The 17209-nt window shown below is 73.7% G+C and carries 12 protein-coding genes; 1 reads left to right on the top strand and 11 read right to left on the bottom strand.

Annotated features, from left to right (window positions below):
• Nucleotides 1–46 precede the first annotated feature (46 nt).
• The 11 genes from ACWGB8_RS16955 to hisC form a co-directional block, all read right to left on the bottom strand.
• The gene (locus tag ACWGB8_RS16955) at nt 47–1081 is read right to left on the bottom strand and encodes a PstS family phosphate ABC transporter substrate-binding protein (RefSeq protein WP_452214269.1); all 1035 of its coding nucleotides are present in this window, start codon (nt 1079–1081) and stop codon (nt 47–49) included.
• A 385-nt stretch (nt 1082–1466) separates the two neighbouring features.
• Nucleotides 1467–1856, bottom strand: a complete 390-nt coding sequence (locus ACWGB8_RS16960; RefSeq protein ID WP_452214270.1) for a hypothetical protein — start codon at nt 1854–1856, stop codon at nt 1467–1469.
• A complete protein-coding gene (locus tag ACWGB8_RS16965; RefSeq protein WP_452214311.1) occupies nt 1846–2337 on the bottom strand; it encodes a YegP family protein in 492 nt (163 codons plus the stop codon). The genes ACWGB8_RS16960 and ACWGB8_RS16965 overlap by 11 nt, the downstream gene beginning before the upstream one ends.
• Nucleotides 2338–2499: 162 nt before the next feature.
• Entirely contained in the window at nt 2500–4152 is a 1653-nt protein-coding gene (locus ACWGB8_RS16970) for a GAF domain-containing protein (protein ID WP_452214312.1), read from the bottom strand.
• 242 nt (nt 4153–4394) lie between these two features.
• Nucleotides 4395–7943, bottom strand: a complete 3549-nt coding sequence (cydD, locus tag ACWGB8_RS16975; protein WP_452214271.1) for a thiol reductant ABC exporter subunit CydD — start codon at nt 7941–7943, stop codon at nt 4395–4397.
• A gap of 43 nt (nt 7944–7986) precedes the next feature.
• On the bottom strand, nt 7987–9012 hold the full coding sequence (cydB, locus tag ACWGB8_RS16980; protein WP_452214272.1) for a cytochrome d ubiquinol oxidase subunit II: 1026 nt from the start codon (nt 9010–9012) through the stop codon (nt 7987–7989).
• A gap of 31 nt (nt 9013–9043) precedes the next feature.
• On the bottom strand, nt 9044–10588 hold the full coding sequence (locus ACWGB8_RS16985; protein ID WP_452214273.1) for a cytochrome ubiquinol oxidase subunit I: 1545 nt from the start codon (nt 10586–10588) through the stop codon (nt 9044–9046).
• A 441-nt stretch (nt 10589–11029) separates the two neighbouring features.
• The gene (locus ACWGB8_RS16990) at nt 11030–11647 is read right to left on the bottom strand and encodes a Uma2 family endonuclease (protein ID WP_452214274.1); all 618 of its coding nucleotides are present in this window, start codon (nt 11645–11647) and stop codon (nt 11030–11032) included.
• Nucleotides 11648–11756: 109 nt separating this feature from the next.
• Nucleotides 11757–13367, bottom strand: coding sequence for a sensor histidine kinase (locus ACWGB8_RS16995; RefSeq protein WP_452214275.1), 1611 nt, complete (start codon nt 13365–13367; stop codon nt 11757–11759).
• Nucleotides 13368–13393: 26 nt separating this feature from the next.
• Nucleotides 13394–14179, bottom strand: coding sequence for a response regulator transcription factor (locus tag ACWGB8_RS17000; protein WP_452214276.1), 786 nt, complete (start codon nt 14177–14179; stop codon nt 13394–13396).
• Between the two features lie 401 nt (nt 14180–14580).
• Nucleotides 14581–15666, bottom strand: coding sequence for a histidinol-phosphate transaminase (gene hisC / locus ACWGB8_RS17005; protein ID WP_452214277.1), 1086 nt, complete (start codon nt 15664–15666; stop codon nt 14581–14583).
• 326 nt (nt 15667–15992) lie between these two features.
• Between hisC and ACWGB8_RS17010 the strand changes: the two genes are divergently transcribed.
• On the top strand, nt 15993–17150 hold the full coding sequence (locus ACWGB8_RS17010) for a LacI family DNA-binding transcriptional regulator (RefSeq protein ID WP_452214278.1): 1158 nt from the start codon (nt 15993–15995) through the stop codon (nt 17148–17150).
• Nucleotides 17151–17209 lie beyond the last annotated feature (59 nt).

Consider the following 17209-nt stretch of genomic DNA (forward strand, 5'->3'; position numbering starts at 1 on the left):
CACGGGCGGGGAGCCCGTGGCCGCCGGGTGGTGCGGTGGAGGTGGATCAGATGTGGGTGGTGGAGCCGCAGGCGGCACCCGGGAGCTGCAGGAAGCCGTGGCTCTTGATGGTCGGGCCGCCGCTGGTGCAGATCCAGCCGGTGGTGCCGAAGATCGCGCGCAGCGCGGTGCCCTGGGTGGTGGTGGCGGTCCAGTCGGCCTCGCGGACCACGTTGTAGACCACGCGGCCGTAGGAGGTGGAGGCGAAGCTGCTGTTGATGGTCTTGGCGACCGTGTTGACCGGGGCGATGCCGTTGATGGAGCGGATGTCCAGCGCGCCGGGGGCGTCGCTGCCGGAGGCGTGGCCGAAGTAGACCTGGCCGATGTAGTGGGCGACGGAGTACGGGACCACGGTGTTCGGGTCGTTGAGGACCGGGTCGGTGCCCTGGTTCTCCTGGGTGCCGGTGGTGACGCAGGAGCCCGGGGTGGTGACGCCGATCGCCTTCAGGAAGAAGGAGCGGGTGCCGGAGTTGACCTGCGGCAGGTGCGGCTTGATGGTCGCGTTCGGCAGCGCGGCGTTGATCTGTGTCCAGTTGGTGGTGGTGCACTCGTAGATGCCCTTGAGCTGGGCGGTGGTGAGGTTGGCCGGGGCGTTGCCGCCGGTCTTGCCCGCCCAGGAGACCGCGTCCTTGGCGAAGGCGACGAAGATGTCGGTGACCGGGTCGCCGGTCTGCGGGCCGCGGGAGGAGCGGGCGAAGTCCACCGTCGCGTTGGTGTTGGCGTTCAGCGCGGTGATGCCGGCGCCGGAGCCGTTCGGCCGGGTGATGGTGGCGGCACCGGTCTTGGGGGTGATCGGCGAGGTGCCGGTCGAGTCCCAGCTGTAGAGGCGCGGCGAGGTGGTGTTGCCGATGCCGGTCAGGTAGGCGTTGTAGCCGCTCGACAGGTCGTTCAGCACCGTCTGGGTGGTGTCGGAACCGGTGCCCACGATGTCCTGGGCGGCCGGGGTGACGGTCGGGTCGGCCAGCGCGGTACCGCTCGCGATGGTGGCGACCGAGGTGGCGATGGCGGCAACGGCGAGCAGCTTGGCAGCGGTCTTGCGCATGATCCTGTTCCTCCGGTGGGAGAGACGTGCATCGCTGTGCCCGGGCCCTGGTCGGGGTTCCGGGGCCGGCGTCCGCTTCCGCGGCGGCCCGTCCGGCAGGACCAGATCCTGTCCGCCGCGGCGGTTGCGCCGGAAGGGCGGTCGAGCCGCGCCGGCAATTGTCGACTCATCGGTTCGGAGAGGTTTAGGCACTGGTCAGGACGGCCTCGGAGGGGGACGAACCCGCAGGTGGGGGCCGGTCGACGTTCTTCTCCCGGTGGCGGTTCGGGGTGTTGCCGGAAACCTGCGCTTCACCGGGACGGCAGGTGTCGGGAAGGGCGGTGCGAGTGAGGCGGTGCGCGGAGGGCGGAGGCCGCGGGGCGGGGCGACGGGCCGGGGGCCGGGGTCAGAGCGCGAGCGGCCGGCGGCCCTTCCGTGACTCCTCGCCGACCCAGCGCAGCCCCGCGAGGAAGCTCTCCACCCCGGCCCGGCACTGGTCCCGCCGGAGGTAGCCGCGCGCGCTGCGGGCGACCGGCTCGGCCCCGCCCGGCCGGGTGCTGCGGACCGGCAGGTAGGCCGTCCAGATCCACAGCCGGCCCTCGCCCTGCCCCAGGGTGCACCGCAGCGCCGCGCGCTCGATCAGCAGTTCCCTTACCGCGTCGGCGAGTTCCCGGTCGTCGCGGTAGCTCCGCACGCCGACGCCCAGCTGCCGCCCGTTGGCGGCCCGCAGCGCCCAGCCGACGCAGCCGTTCGAACGGACGGTCAGCAGCTTGGGCCCACGCGCCTCAGCGGGCATCGGTGGGTCTCAGCCTCCGCTCGGCGCCGACCGGTCCGCCCCGCCCGGCGGGCGGGTTCGGGGGCGCGGGCTGCTTGGCCAGCAGCACCACGAACCGCCGGAAGGCGTTCTGGCAGGTCGCGTACCGCTCGTACGCGCGGCTGGAGCGCACCTCGGGCAGCGTCCGGGAACCGGGGATCACCCAGATCCACCCGATGCCGTCCCGGACGTGGGTGATCCGCGCGACCAGGTCGGCGGCGCCGGCCCGCAGGCCCTCGAAGCCCCGCTCGGCCTCGCCAGCCGTCGCGTACCCGGCCGAAGTCACCGCGACCACACGGCCGTTGGGCGCCTTCAGCTGCCAGCGGTAGCGCCCGTCCGGTGCCCGTTCGGCCCGGAACCCCCCTCGACCTGCCCCTGCTGCGGTGTGACCGCGGCCCGACGCGTCCACTGCTCCCCCAGTCCGGTTCCCCTCCGAGACGGGAGTAAAGCTATGTGTGCACACAAGCCCCCCGGAAGGGAGCGAAATCCACAACTTGCTCCGTTGGCCGGGAAGTTCTCCCTCGTTAAACTTTCACCAAGCACACACGGACGGAACGCGGCCTCCCCTTCCCGGGCACAGCCCGTTCGATGCCGCACACTCGCTCCGTCGGCGTCCGGCCGCTGCTCAGAGCCGCGCCGTCCAGCGGACCGTGGTTCCCTTTCCGTACGGACCGGTCTCGTGCCAGGCGTCGCCGCCCAGGGCCTCCGCGCGCCGGGTGAGATTGCTCAGTCCGCTGCGCCGCCCGCCGGCCGGGATGCCCACGCCGTCGTCCGTCACGGTCAGCAGCACGCCGGGGCGGCCGGCCCGCTCCAGCGACTGCGGGTCGCCGCCCACCGGACGGCCCTGGTCGTCCAGGTGCACGGTGGCGTCGATGTCCACCCCCACCCGGGAGGCACGGGCATGCCGGGCCGTGTTCGAGAGCATCTCCCGCAGGGCGGCCAGCAGTTGGCGGCCGGTCTTGTCGCCGACCAGGCTCTCCACCGGTCCGGTGAAGGTCATGGACGGCTTGAAGCCGAGCGCCGCCGCGGCCTGGCTGCCCTCGCGCAGCACCCGGGTGCGCAGGGTGTCCGGCGCGTCCCCGTGGCTGTCGTGCTGCAGGGCGTAGATGGTCGTGCGGACCTCCTGGATGGTGGCGTCCAGCTCGTCGACCGCGTTGCCGATGCCGACCTTCACCTCGGGCACCACGGCCCGCCGGGCCGCGCTCTCCAGCATCATCCCGGTGGCGAACAGCCGCTGGATCACCAGGTCGTGGAGGTCGCGGGCGATCCGGTCGCGGTCCTGGAAGACCGCCAGCCGCTGCTGGTCGCGCTGCCCCTCGGCGAGCCGCAGCGCCAGCGCGGACTGCGAGGCGAAGGTCTCGGCGAGCTGCTTCTCGGTGTCGGTGAACGGCAGCGCGCCCTTGGCCCGCCAGACGCAGAGGCCGCCCAGCACCCGCCCGGCGGCGACCATCGGCACCGCCATCGACGGGCCGAAGTTGCGGGCCAGCCGGATCACCACGGTCGGATCGGTGGACATGTCGTCCAGATAGACGCTCTCGCCCTTGAGCAGTTTCACGGCCACGCTGTTCGGCGGCATCAGCTCGCCCTGGAGGTACTCGGCCGCCTCGCCGCAGGCGTGCGCGACCCGCAGCTGCCCGTCCCCGGTCGGCAGCAGGATCATGCCGAGCGCGGCGTCCGCCAGCTCCCGCACCTGCTCGGCCGCGACGGTCAGTGCGAGCTGCGCCTCGTCGGTGGAGAGCAGCGCGGTGGTGACGGCGGCGGCGCCGGCGATCCAGCGCTCCCGGCGGCGGCCCTCCTCGTACAGCCGGGAGTTCTCGATGGCGACGCCGGCCGCCGCGGCGAGCGCGTGCACCACCTGCTCGTCCTCGGGGGTGAAGGCGCCGCCGCCCTTCTTCTCGGTGAGGTAGAGGTTGCCGAAGACCTCGTCGCGGATCCGGATCGGCTCGCCCAGGAAGGTCTTCATCGCCGGGTGGTCCGGCGGGAAGCCGGAGGAGCGCGGGTCCAGCCCCAGGTCGCTCAGCCGCAGCGGCTCGGGCCGGTCGATCAGCGCGCCGAGCAGGCCGCGGCCCTGCGGCAGCCCGCCGATCCGGGCCGCGCTCGCGTCGTCGACGCCGACGTGCACGAAGTCCGCCAGCCCTTGCCCGCCGGGGGCGATGACGCCGAGGGCCGCGTACCGGGCGTCGACCAGCTCCGCGGCGCCGGTGGCGATCCGGTGCAGGGTGGCGTGCAGGTCGAGCCCGGCGCCGACCGAGACGACGGCCTCCAGCAGCCGCTGCATCCGGTCGGTGACGGCCGCCGCCGACTGCAGCCGCTCGGACACCTCGGTGACCAGGGTGTCCAGGCCGAGCGAGGAGATCTCCGGCACCCGGTGCGGGACCGGGTCGGCGGCGGGCTCCCGCGCCGGGGCGGCCGGGACGGTGCCGGGCACCGGGAGGCCGGCGGGGCGGTCTGGCGTGGGGTCCATGCCTATGAGCGTAGTTTGTGCGGTTTTCGGGCGATGGCAGGACGCGACCGGCCCGCTCACCCCACGGCGGCCGCCTCGCGCCCGTCCACCGGGGCCGCCTCGCGCCCGTGCCGGGCGACCGCCCCGTCCGCCTCCCGCTCGCGCTCCAGCATCGCCCGCAGCCGGCCGTCCTCCCGCGCCGCCAGCTCCGACCAGCGGCCCCGCTCGGCCACCCGGCCGGCGTCCAGCACCAGCACCTCGTCGACCGTGGAGTCGTCCAGCCCGGCCAGCCGATGGGTGATCAGCAGCGTGGTCCGACCGGCCGTGGCGGCCAGCAGGTCGGCGGTCAGCGCGTCGGCGGTCGGCAGGTCCAGGTGCTCGGCCGGCTCGTCCAGCACCAGCACCGGGAAGTCCGCGAGCAGCGCCCGGGCCAGCGCCAGTCGGCGGCGCTGGCCGCCGGAGAGCCGGGCGCCGTGCTCGCCGACCATGGTGTCCAGGCCCTGCGGCAGGGACTGCGTCCACTCCAGCAGCCGGGCCGCGGCCAGCGCCCGGCGCAGCTGCTCCTCGTCGGCCCCGGGCCGCGCCAGCCGCAGGTTCTCCCGCAGCGAGCTGTCGAACACGTGTGCGTCCTGCGCGCAGAGCCCGACCACCCGCCGGACGTCGTCCCCGGCGAGCGCCCGGCTGTCCACAGCCTGTGGACGGCCGGCGGCGAAGGTGACCGCACCCGCGGCCGGCTCGACGAACCGCAGCAGTGCCTGGGCCAGCGTGGTCTTGCCGGAGCCGGACGGGCCGACCACCGCGATCCGTCGGCCCGGGGCGAGGTCCAGGTCGACGCCGTGCAGGGCGTCCTCGGCCCGGCCCGGGTGGCGCACGGTCAGGCCGCGCACCGCGATCGGCAGCGGCTGCGCGGGCAGTGCGGCCGGGGCGTCCGGCTCGGCGACCGGCGCCGGGGTGTCCAGCACCTCCGCCAGCCGCGCCGAGGCCGCCCGCCCGCGCCGGGCGGCCTGGGCCGCGAGCGGCAGCCCGGTGACCGCCTCGAAGGCGGCCAGCGGGGTCAGCACCACCACGGCCAGGCAGACCGGCGCCAGCGCCCCGCTGCCCACCCCGGCGAGCCCGGCCACCGCCGCCGCGGTCACCGTCAGCCCGGTCAGCAGCGTGATCAGGCCGGTGCCCAGCGCCGCACCGGCCGCCGCCCGGCCGGCCAGCGCGGTCAGCTCGGCGTCCGCGGCCCGGGCCGCGGCCAACCGGCCCGGGAGCGCGCCGGCCACGGTCAGCTCGGCGGTGCCGGTGAGCGCGTCGACCACCGACGACGCCATCCCGCCCCGCGCCGGGGCCTGCCGCCGCTCCGCCCCGGCCGACAGCCGGACCGCCAGCAGCGGCACCACGGCCCCCGCCAGCAGCAGGCCGGTGCCGAGCACCAGTCCCGCGGACGGCAGGAACAGCCCCATCGCCACGGCCGAGGCCAGCCCCACCACCGCCGCCACCATGGCCGGCAGCCGCCCGCGCAGCTGGTGGTCCTGCACCGCGTCCACATCGGCGACCAGCCGCGACAGCAGGTCGCCCCGCCGGAAGGCCGGCAGCCCGGCCGGGGCGAGCACGGTCAGCCGCCGGTACACCGCGGCGCGCAGGGTGCCGAGGGTGCGCAGCACCGCGTCGTGCGAGACCAGCCGCTCGGCGTAGCGGAAGACGCTGCGCCCGATGCCGAACGCCCGGACGGCGGTGACCGCCATCATCAGGTGCAGCACCGGCGGCATCTCGGAGGCCTTCGAGATCAGGTAGCCGGAGGTGGCCATCAGGGCGACCGCGCAGCCCAGGGAGAGGGCGCCGAGCAGCACCGAGAGCGCCGTCCGGGGCCCCACCGGGCGCTCGGCGGCCGGTTCCGCCGCGGGTTCCGCGGCAGGCAGCGGCGCACCGCCGTGGACGGCCGCGGCGGCCGGCCCCGGGGCGGCGGGGCGGGCGCCGGGCACCGGCTCCAGCCGGACCAGCCCGTCGGCCGCCGCCAGCAGGGCCGGCCGGTGGGCGACCAGCAGCACCGTGCGGCGGGGGTCGGCGGCCAGCGCGCGGACGGCGTGCACCACGGCGGCCTCGGAGCCGCCGTCGAGGTTGGCGGTCGGCTCGTCGAGCAGGACGAGCGGGCGGTCGTCGGCGAGCAGCACCCGGGCGAGGGCGAGCCGCTGCCGCTGGCCCGCCGAGAGCCCGGCGCCGTCCTCGCCGAGCCGGGTGGCGAGCCCGTCGGGCAGGCGGTCGGTGAACTCCCGGGCGTGCGCGGCCCGCAGCGCCTCGGCCAGCTCGGCGTCGCTCGCGCCGGGGCGGTAGAGGCGCAGGTTCTCGGCGACGGTGCCGGCGAAGAGGTGGGGGTGCTGCGGCACCCAGGCGATCTGCCGCCGCCAGCTCTCCGGGTCCAGCTCGGCGAGGTCGTGCTCGCGGCCGTCCGCGCCGGTGACCCGGACCGTGCCCGCGTCGGGTGCGGTGAAGCCGAGCAGGACGGAGAGCAGGGTGGACTTGCCGGTGCCGCTGGGCCCGGTGAGCGCGAGCGTCGCGCCCGGGCGCAGGGTCAGCGAGGCTCCGTCGAGCGAGGGTTCGGCGCGGCCGGGGTGCCGGACGGTCAGGCCCTCGATCCGGACGGTCGCCCCGGCCAGGGCGGGCGCGGGCACCGTGCCGCGGTCCGGTCGCGGGGTCTCCAGCACGGTGAAGATCTCGTCGGCGGCGGTCAGCCCCTCGGCGCTGGAGTGGTAGAGCGCGCCGACCTGGCGGATCGGGAAGTACACCTCGGGGGCGAGGACCAGGACCAGCAGCCCGGTCTCCAGGTCGAGCGTGCCGTTCACCAGCCGGAAGCCGATGGCGACGGCGACCAGCGCGACGGAGAGCGTGGAGAGCAGCTCCAGGGCGAAGGAGGAGATGAAGGCGATCCGCAGGGTCCGCAGCGTCGCCCGGCGGTACTCGGCGGTGATCCGGGCGATGGTGGCGGCCTGGGCACGGGCCCGGTTGAAGACCTTGAGCGTCGGCAGTCCGGCGACGACGTCCAGGAAGTGGTGCGAGAGCCGGGCCAGGGTCTCCCACTGGCGGTCCATCCGCGCCTGGGTGGCCCGGCCGATCAGCACCATGAAGAGCGGGATCAGCGGGAGCGTCCCGGCGATGATCGCGGCCGAGGCGGGGTCGGCGCCGGCGATCCGCAGCAGCACCACCACCGGGACGACCACGGCGAGGGCCAACTGCGGGAGGTAGCGGGCGAAGTAGTCGTCCAGGGCGTCGACGCCCCGGGTGGCGAGGGCGGCGAGCTCACCGGTGCGCCGGCCCGCCAGGTAGGACGGGCCGAGCGCGGTGGCGTGGTCCAGCAGCCGCAGCCGCAGGGTGGACTTCACCCGGGCGACCGAGCGGTGGGCGGTCAGCTCGGTGAGCCAGCCGACCAGCCCCCGTCCGGCCGCGGTGAGCGCCAGCAGCACCAGCGGGACGGCCAGGTCGCCGGCGGTCGCGCGCTGCTGGAAGCCGCGGACGACGATCTCGGCGATCAGGCCCGCCTGGACCACCACCAGCACGGCGCCGGCCGCCCCGAGGGCGACCGAGCCGGCCAGGAAGGTGCGGGTGGCCCGGGCGTACCCGAGGAGGCGGGGGTCGACCGGCTTCATCGTTCGCTCTCCGTGCTCTGCGTGCTCGTCCCGGCTGCCCGGGTCAGTGGTGTTCGACGGCGGCGGCCGGGGCGTGCCCGGGGATGTGCTGGACGCCGATGCGCCTGCGGAACACCCAGTACGTCCACGCCTGGTAGCCCAGCACCAGCGGGGTGAAGACCGCCGCCACGACGGTCATCAGCTTCAGCGTGTACGGCGAGGAGGCCGCGTTGGTGACGGTCAGGCTCCAGGCCGGGTCGAGCGTCGAGGGCATGACGTCCGGGAAGAGCGACAGGAAGAGCATCGCCACCGCCGCCGCGACGGTCACCCCCGACAGCAGGAACGCCCAGCCCTCGCGCGCCAGTCGGTTGGCGCCGAGCGCACCGGCCAGGGCCAGGACGGCGACCGTCGCGGCGGCCAGGCTCCAGCCGTTGCCGCGGTCCGCCTGGGTCCAGGCCAGGAAGGCCAGGGCCAGGACGGCGGTCACCAGTCCGAGCCGGAAGGCCAGGGCGCGGGCCCGCTCCCGGATCCCGCCGACCGTCTTGAGCGCGGCGAACAGCGCGCCGTGGAAGGTGAACAGCGAGAGCGTCACCAGTCCGCCGAGCAGGGCGTACGGGTTGAGGAGGTCCCAGAAGCCGCCGACGTAGTTCTTCTCGGCGTCGATGTCCACGCCGTGGACGATGTTGGCGAAGGCCACGCCCCAGAGGAACGCCGGGATGAGGGAGGTCCAGAAGATGGCGTGCTCCCAGTTGCGCTGCCAGCGCTCCTCGGGCCGCTTCGCCCGGTACTCGAAGGCCACCCCGCGGACGATCAGGCAGACCAGGATGATCAGCAGCGGGATGTAGAAGCCGCTGAACAGGGTGGCGTACCAGTCGGGGAAGGCCGCGAAGGTCGCCCCGCCGGCGGTCAGCAGCCACACCTCGTTGCCGTCCCAGACCGGGCCGATGGTGTTGATCAGCACCCGCCGCTCGGCGGTGTTGCGGGCCAGCGGCTTGGTGAGGACGCCGATGCCGAAGTCGAAGCCTTCGAGGAAGAAGTAGCCGGTCCAGAGGACGGCGATGAGGATGAACCAGACGTCGTGGAGATGCATGCGGTATCGGTCCTTTTCGTCCCGGTCGGCCTCAGTAGGCGAAGGCGAGGGGCTTGTCCGCGTCCTCGTCGGAGGAGGGGCCGCGCAGCGTCGGGTCCTCGGTGGGCGGCTGCTCGGACGTCACCGGGCCCGCCTTGGCGTACGTGACCAGCAGCTTCACCTCGATCACGGCGAGGATCGCGTACAGCGTGGTGAAGGTGGCCAGGGCGCCGATCTGGGTGCCGATGCCGACGTTCGGGGAGACCGCGCTCGCGGTGGTCATCAGCCCGAAGACGGCCCAGGGCTGGCGGCCCATCTCGGTGAAGATCCATCCGAAGCTGTTGGCGATCAGCGGGAAGCCCATGGTGAGGATGCCGATCCGCCAGCTCCACCTGGTGAGGAACGGGCCGAGCTCGCGGCTGCGGGTCAGCATCAGCCGGGGCACCTCGGTGGGACCGGTGCGGAACTCCGGTGCCACGAAGAGCTTGCGCCGGGTGGTCCAGAGCCCGACCAGGCCGGCCGTGAAGGAGGTCATCCCGAAGCCGATCATGAGGCGGAAGCCCCAGTAGGTCACGAAGATGCTCGGGATGTAGTCGGTCGGCTCGCCGCCGTACTTGGCGGCCTCGGCGGCGGCGGTGTCGTTGATGCCGGGCACCGACGAGCTGAAGTCGCTGTTGGCGAGGAAGGAGAGGATGCCGGGGATCTCCAGCTCGACCGAGTTGTGGCCCTCGGAGACGTCGCCGACCGCGAACACCGAGAACGGGGCGGGCGCCTGACTGTCCCAGAGCGCCTCCGCGGCGGCCATCTTCATCGGCTGCTGACGGAACATGACCTTGGCCAGCGAATCACCGCTGATCGCGGTGCCCAGGCCGAACACCACCGCGAGCACCAGGCCGAGGCGCAGCGAGGTGCGCATCACCGCGACCTTCTCGGGATCGGCGCCCGCCGGCTTGCGCTTGGCCTTCCACAGGTGGAAGGAGGCGATGCCGACCATGAAGGCGGCGCCGGTGAGGAACGCGGCCGTCAGGGTGTGCAGCACGACGGTGACGGTGGTGTCCTGGAAGAGGACGCGCCCGATGTCGGTGAGCCGGGCCTTGCCGGTGGCCTCGTCGATCGCGTAGCCGACCGGGTGCTGCATCCAGGAGTTGGCCGCGAGGATGAAGTACGAGGAGAGCACGGTGCCCAGCGAGACCATCCACATGCAGGCGCAGTGCAGCTTCTTGGGCAGCTTGTCCCAGCCGAAGATCCACAGGCCGATGAAGGTGGACTCGAAGAAGAAGGCGATCAGCGCCTCCATCGCGAGCGGGGCGCCGAAGACGTCGCCGACGAACCGCGAGTAGTCGGACCAGTTCATCCCGAACTGGAACTCCTGGACGATGCCGGTGACCACGCCCATCGCGATGTTGATCAGGAAGAGCTTCCCCCAGAACTTGGTCGCGTGGAAGTACTTCGCCTTGCCCGTCCGCACCCAGGCGGTCTCCAGCCCGGCCACGATGGCGGCCAGGCTGATGGTGAGCGGGACGAAGAGGAAGTGGTAGACGGTGGTGACACCGAATTGCCACCGCGCGATGGTCTCGTGAGCGATTGCCAGTTCCACGTCGCCCTCTCTCCAACCGACCCTGCTGCCAGGGCATCTCGGGACAAACTTCACCTAAGGCCGTAGACCGCTGCGTAACCGCGCAAGCTTGTCCGCTTGTGAACGTGAACACGTTCACAAGGAGCAGTATCCATCACCCTTACGGAGGAACTGCAGGCGGGGTGGGCTTGACACGGGAGGACGGATGCCGGGGTCGCCGGCCACGTCGTGCGCGGGCTGTGCGGACAGTCTGCGGATCGGGAAGCAGCGGTCACAACGAGCGACCGGGCGCACCCGTCGATGATCTTGGACGATCCGGCGCTTGACAACACGCGAACGGCCCGACCCCCGCCTCCCGGGCACGGACACCGGGGGCGCACGGTCGGACCGCGACGACTTTCGAGTGGTGGACGGACGGGTGGCGGACGGACGGGAGCCGATCCCGCCCCCGCCCGAGGACGGCTACGCCCGCTCCTCCCGCGGCCCGGTGATCTCCGGCCCGATGGCGAACCCCTTCGCCGGCCCCTCCGGGACGATCGCCTCCTCGCCGTACGGAGTCCGGGCGGACCGGGCGTAGGCCCCCCGCTCCGGGTCCGGCCCGGTGAGCACGGTGACCGCTCCGCCGTCGTCGAAGTCGTCGATGATCACGTACACCGGGATCCCGGCGACGGCGTAGGCGCGGTGCTTCTGGACCAGGTCGCGCCGACGGCTCTCACTGCCGGGCGACACCGTCTCGACGACCAGCGCGACCCCGGAGGCCAGGACGCCCAGGCCGTCGGGGTGTTCGATCTCGTCGGAATCGTCGGGTGCCACGAAGACATCCGGGATCATGACCTTGAGCCCGGCGATCACGTTGCCGTCCTGACCCGGGCCGTACCCGGTGCCTTCCAGGTACCTGCTCAGTGCTCGACTCACGCGCCTGTTGACGCTGAAGTGGCGGTGCCCGCCGGTGGGCGACATCGCGATGGCCCCCTCAATGATCTCGGCCCGGATCCCCTCGGGGACGTCCAGGGCCTTCCATGCCTGCCACAGCGCCTGGTCCACGTTCACGACGGTCTCCTCGGCTACGAGCGCGAACATTGAGACACCTCTCCTTCCCGTCCAGTCTGGTCGGCTCGCTCGGACCCCCACAAGCCGCAGCGGTGCGGTCGCACAGATCCTCGGAGCCGGCCCCGGAAGGGAGCCGGGTTCACCCGATCGGGGGTGCCGGGCGCTGGGTGGGGAGTTCGACGCGGAAGGTGGCGCCGTGGCCGGGGGCGGTGCGGAGGGTGAGGGTGCCGCGGTGGGCGTGGGTCAGCGCGGCGGCGATGGCGAGGCCGAGGCCGGCGCCGCCGCCGTCCTGGCGGCTGCGCGAGCCGTCCACCCGGTAGAAGCGGTGGAAGACCCGGGAGGCCTGGTCGGGGTTCAGCCCCGGGCCGGAGTCGGCGACCTCCAGCAGGCAGAGCCCGTCCGCCCGGCCGACGCCGATCCGGACCGGGGTGCCCGGCGGGGTGTGCTTGACCGCGTTGCCGACCAGGTTGGTGACCACCTGGCGCAGCCGGGCCTCGTCGCCGAGGACCGGCGCCGCGGCCGGGGCGCCCGTACCGCCCGGGCCGGTGAGCGCGACCGGGCGGCTGGGGTCGAGGGCGGTGAGGTCGTGCAGGGCGTCCGCCGCGAGGGTGCGCAGGTCCATCGGCGCGAGGTCGAGCGGGCGCTCCTCGTCGGCGCGGGCGAGCACCAGGAGGTCCTCGACCAGGGTGCCCATCCGGACGGCCTCGTTCTCGATCCGGCCCATGGTGCGGCTGACGTCCGCCTCGGTGGGCAGTGCGCCCATCCGGTACAGCTCGGCGAAGCCGCGGATCCCGGCGAGCGGGGTGCGCAGCTCGTGCGAGGCGTCGGCGACGAACCGCCGCATCCGGGCCTCGGACTCGGCGCGGGCCTCGAAGGCGGCCTCGATCTGGGTGAGCATCCCGTTGAGGGCGGCGGAGAGCCGGCCGACCTCGGTGTGCGGCGGCAGTCCGGGCATCCGGTGGGAGAGCTCGCCGGAGGCGATCCGTTCGGCGCCCTCCTCGATCCGCTGGAGCGGCCGGAGCCCAGCGCGGACGGCGAAGAAGCCGAGGGCCGCGATCAGCAGCAGGACGGCGCCGCCGATGCCGAGGAAGGCGGTACGCAGCCGGGCGACGGTGGTGTCGATGTCCTCCCGGGAGACGGCGACCATCAGGTAGCCGGGCGGGGGTGCGGCGTACGGCCCGCCGCTCGCCCCGGCCCGCTGCTGGATCGGCAGGACGAGCACCCGCCAGGTGCTGTCGCCGTGTTCGTCGTGCAGGTCGAACGGGGTGCCGGGATCGGGGCTGCCGGGGTGGTACGGCGCGAGTCGGGGCGCGGGCTCGCTCTCGCTCATCGGCTGGCGGACGACCTGCTGGACCCGGCCGTCGAGGGCGAGGACCTGGACGAGGTACTGGCTGGGCAGCGCCGCCATGGACTGGCCGGGGCGCCGCGTGGTGGCGCCGCCCGGCCCGGGGGTGCCGGAGCCGGCCCCGGTGCCGCCGCCGCTGCCGAGGCCCGGGCCGGTCCCGCCGCTGGTGCCGCCGCCGCTGCCGCCGGGGCTCTGCTGGCGGGTGTCGGCCCACGTCCAGCCGGCCTTGCCGGGGGCGCGCTGCGACAGCGCCTCGCCGAAGCGCTCCAACTGCTGGTCGAGGCGCTCCAGCAGCTGGACCCGGACGGTGCCGAGGACGACCGCGTCGCTGACGGCGAGTCCGGTGGCGACCAGGGCGAGGGCCAGCACCAGGAGCCGGGCGCGCAGCGACAGCCGGCTGAGCACGGACGCCGCCTGGCCGCGTCCCGGTCTCACTGCGGCGGACGGCGCAGGGCGTAGCCGATGCCGCGGACGGTGTGGATGAGCTTGGGGCCGTGCGCGGGCCCGGAGTCGAGCTTGCGGCGCAGGTAGGAGATGTACGACTCGACGATGGAGAGGTCGCCGCCGAAGTCGTACGCCCAGACGTGGTCGAGGATCTGCGCCTTGGAGACGACCCGGCCGACGTTGGCCATCAGGTAGTGGAGGAGCTTGAACTCGGTGGGGGAGAGCGCGACGGGCGTGCCGGCCCGGGTGACCTCGTGGGCGACCGGGTCGAGGGTGAGGTCGGCGACGACCAGCCGGCCGTCCTCGGAGGGTCCGCCGGAGCGGCGCAGGATGGCGCGGATCCGGGCGATCAGCTCCTCCAGCGAGAAGGGCTTGGTGACGTAGTCGTCCGCGCCGACGGCGAGGCCCTGCACCTTGTCGCCGACGCCGTCCTTGGCGGTGAGGAAGAGCACCGGCAGGTGGTCGCCGGGGCTGCCGTGGCCGGGGCCGGCGGCGGGGCCGGGGATCCGGCCGCGGCTGGTCTCCTCGCGCAGCCGTTCGACGACGGTGAAGCCGTCGAGGTCGGGGAGCATGACGTCGAGCACGACCAGGTCGGGGCGCTCGGCGGCGATGAGTTCGAGGGCTTCGGCACCGGTCGCCGCGGAGGCGACCCGGAAGCCGGAGAAGCGCAGCGAGGCGGAGAGCAGTTCGCGGATGTTCGGCTCGTCGTCGACGACCAGGAGGAAGGCCTCCCCGGGGCCGCCGGCCACCGCTGCGGTGCCTGCTGTGGTCACAGTGCCTTGCACGGGGGTGTCGCCTCCCGGTCGGACGATGGCATTCAACGCGAGGCTAGCCCGGGGAGGCTATGCCACATGGATGAATGTTGGATTAACACCTTATCGGGGGGATTTTCACCCGTCCCGCCCGACCTCATGCGGTCCGATGGTGTGCGGACATTCTCCCGGGTCCGCGCCGGGAGCTGTCGACCGGGCCGCTACCGACCGGTACCCGGCGCCGCGGCGGGACGCCCGTGGCGGGAGGGGCGAGAGCTGCGGAAGGGACGGCGGCCGGCCCGCCCCGGTCCGCCCGGTCCGGCACCGGGCCCGGACAGCACGACGGGGCGCGCCACGGCGGGCGCGCCCCGTCGGGCGGTTAGGCCCTGTCCGGCCGATCTTGCCGGACAGGGCCTAGCGGGTCAGGCGTCCAGCTCCTTGCGGAAGGCCTCGGCCACCGCGAGGAAGATCGAGTTGCCCGCGGTCTCGCCGATGGAGACGCGGACGCCCTCGCCGGCGAACGGGCGGACCACGACGCCGGCCTCCGCGCAGGCGGCGGCGAAGTCGGCGGTGCGCTCGCCCAGGCGCAGCCAGACGAAGTTGGCCTGCGAGTCGGTGGGGTTCCAGCCCTGGGCGCGCAGGCCGTCGAGGACCCGGGTGCGCTCCTCGACCAGCGACTCGACGCGGACCAGCAGGGCGTCCTCGGCGCGCAGCGAGGCGACCGCGGCGTCCTGGGCGAGCTGGCTGACGCCGAACGGCACGGCGGTCTTGCGCAGCGCGGTGGCGACCGGCTCGTGGGCGATCGCGAAGCCGACCCGCAGGCCCGCCAGGCCGTACGCCTTGGAGAAGGTGCGCAGCACGCAGACGTTGGGGCGGTCGCGGTAGAGGTCGATGCCGTTGGGCACCTCGGCGTCGCGGATGAACTCGATGTACGCCTCGTCGACGACGACCAGGATGTCGCTCGGCACGGCGTCCAGGAAGCGCTCCAGCTCGGCCCGGTGGATGGCGTTGCCGGTGGGGTTGTTGGGGTTGCAGACGAAGATCAGCCGGGTCCGCTCGGTGATCGCTGCGAGCATCGCGTCGAGGTCGTGGTCCTCGGTCGCGGTGAGCGGCACCGGGACGGGGGTCGCGCCGGCGACCTGGGTGATGATCGGGTACGCCTCGAAGGAGCGCCAGGCGAAGATGACCTCGTCGCCGGGGCCGGCCGTGGCGAGGATCAGCGACTGGGCGACGCCGACCGAGCCGGTGCCGGTGGCGATGTGCTCGGCGGGGACCCCGAAGCGCTCGGCCAGCTCGGCGGTGAGCCCGCCGACGGCCATGTCGGGGTAGCGGTTGAACGAGCCGGCCGCGGCGACCGCGGCGTCCAGCACGCCGGGCAGCGGGTCGTACGGGTTCTCGTTGGAGGAGAGCTTGTAGGCGTCCGCACCGGCCGGCTTGCCCGGCTTGTAGGTGGGGATGCCGTCCAGGGTCGCCCTCAGCCGGGGGCCCTGCGCTGCCGTACCAGTCACGACCTTGCTCCTTCTGTGAATGCTGATTCCCGGTACGTACGGGATCGCCGCCGCCCCCGAGAACACGGCGCACCCCGGACCACCCCGGTCGGGTGGCACGAACGATACCGACCGGCCTCACCCGTAGGAGTGAGATGCCCGGTCGGGTTACGGGTGCAGATCAGCCATTCTGCCGGGTTCCTTTGGCACATGTCAGAGGTAAGACGGCCGATTTCAGACGGGTATCGAAGGGGCGCGCCCGGGCTCACTCGTGGAGAAACGTATCTTCTAGGGCTCCCGATGCGCCGGTCACAGAGAGCTGTCAGGAGCCATACGATCGGTCCGCCATGACAGCAGCAGCCAACCAGAGCGGTCGGCGACCCACGACCTCACGGCGTCTGGAGCGGGCCGGCATCCGGGATGTGGCAGCAGCCGCCGGAGTGTCGATCACCACCGTCTCGGACGCGCTGAACGGGAAGGGCCGCCTGCCCGACGAGACCAGAAGCCGGGTCCGCGAGGTCGCCGAGCGCCTCGGCTACCGCCCCTCGGCCGCCGCCCGCACCCTCCGCACCGGACGGTCCGGCCTGATCGGGCTGACCGTCACCACCTACGGCGAGGAACCGTTCACCTTCACCGAGTTCGCGTACTTCGCCGAAATGGCCCGCGCCGCCACCAGCGCCGCACTCGGCCGCGGCTACGCGCTCGTCGTGCTGCCCGCCTCCTCCCGCCACGACGTCTGGGGCAACATCGCCCTGGACGGCACCGTGGTGATCGACCCGCCCGACCAGGACCCGCTGGTCAGCGAGCTGTACCGGTCCGGCGTGCCGGTGGTCAGCGACGGGAAGCCGGGCAACTGCCCGGTCACCGCCTGGGTCGACAACGACCACGAGGCGGCCGTCCTCGGCATCCTCGACCACCTCTCCGAGGCCGGCGCCCGCCGGATCGGCCTGCTCACCGGCACCAGCACCGACACCTACACCCGGCTCTCCACCGACGCCTACCTCGGCTGGTGCACCAAAGTCGGCCAGGAGCCCGTCTACGAGGCGTACCCGGCGCACGACCCGGCCGCCGGGGCGGTCGCCGCCGACCGGCTGCTCGCCCGGCCGGACCGCCCCGACGCGGTCTACGGCCTGTTCGACCCCAACGGCACCGACCTGCTCGCCGCCGCCCGCCGGTACGGCCTGCGGGTGCCCGACGACCTGCTGCTGGTCTGCTGCAGCGAGAGCGACGTCTACGCCTGCACCGAGCCGCCGATCACCACGCTGTCGCTCAAGCCCCGCCGGATCGGCACCACCGTCGTCAACCTGCTGATCGACGCCATCGAGGGAGTCGACTCGGGCACCGGCGTCGACATCGCCCGGCTCTTCCCGCCCCGCTTCCGCACCGCCGGGACGGGCCCGCCGCCCGGCACCCTGATGCCCACCGAGCTGATCGTCCGCGCCTCCTCGCAGCGGCGCAGCCCGCGCACCACGGTCAGCCCGCCCCGCCCGCCGGGCGAGGTGTAGGGGCCCTCCGACCGGCCCCGGGCCGCCAGCCCGGCCGACCAACCATCCCGAGCCGGGGC

Source organism: Kitasatospora sp. NPDC054939, from assembly GCF_053610105.1.

Bases quoted from the DNA above. Each gene is read 5' to 3' on its own strand.
- ACWGB8_RS17010 (WP_452214278.1), top strand. From the start codon at position 15,993: ATGACAGCAGCAGCCAACCAGAGCGGTCGGCGACCCACGACCTCACGG.
- ACWGB8_RS16970 (WP_452214312.1), bottom strand. From the start codon at position 4,152: ATGCAGCGGCTGCTGGAGGCCGTCGTCTCGGTCGGCGCCGGGCTCGAC.
- ACWGB8_RS16960 (WP_452214270.1), bottom strand. From the start codon at position 1,856: ATGCCCGCTGAGGCGCGTGGGCCCAAGCTGCTGACCGTCCGTTCGAAC.
- ACWGB8_RS16990 (WP_452214274.1), bottom strand. From the start codon at position 11,647: ATGTTCGCGCTCGTAGCCGAGGAGACCGTCGTGAACGTGGACCAGGCG.
- ACWGB8_RS16955 (WP_452214269.1), bottom strand. From the start codon at position 1,081: ATGCGCAAGACCGCTGCCAAGCTGCTCGCCGTTGCCGCCATCGCCACC.
- cydD (WP_452214271.1), bottom strand. From the start codon at position 7,943: ATGAAGCCGGTCGACCCCCGCCTCCTCGGGTACGCCCGGGCCACCCGC.
- cydB (WP_452214272.1), bottom strand. From the start codon at position 9,012: ATGCATCTCCACGACGTCTGGTTCATCCTCATCGCCGTCCTCTGGACC.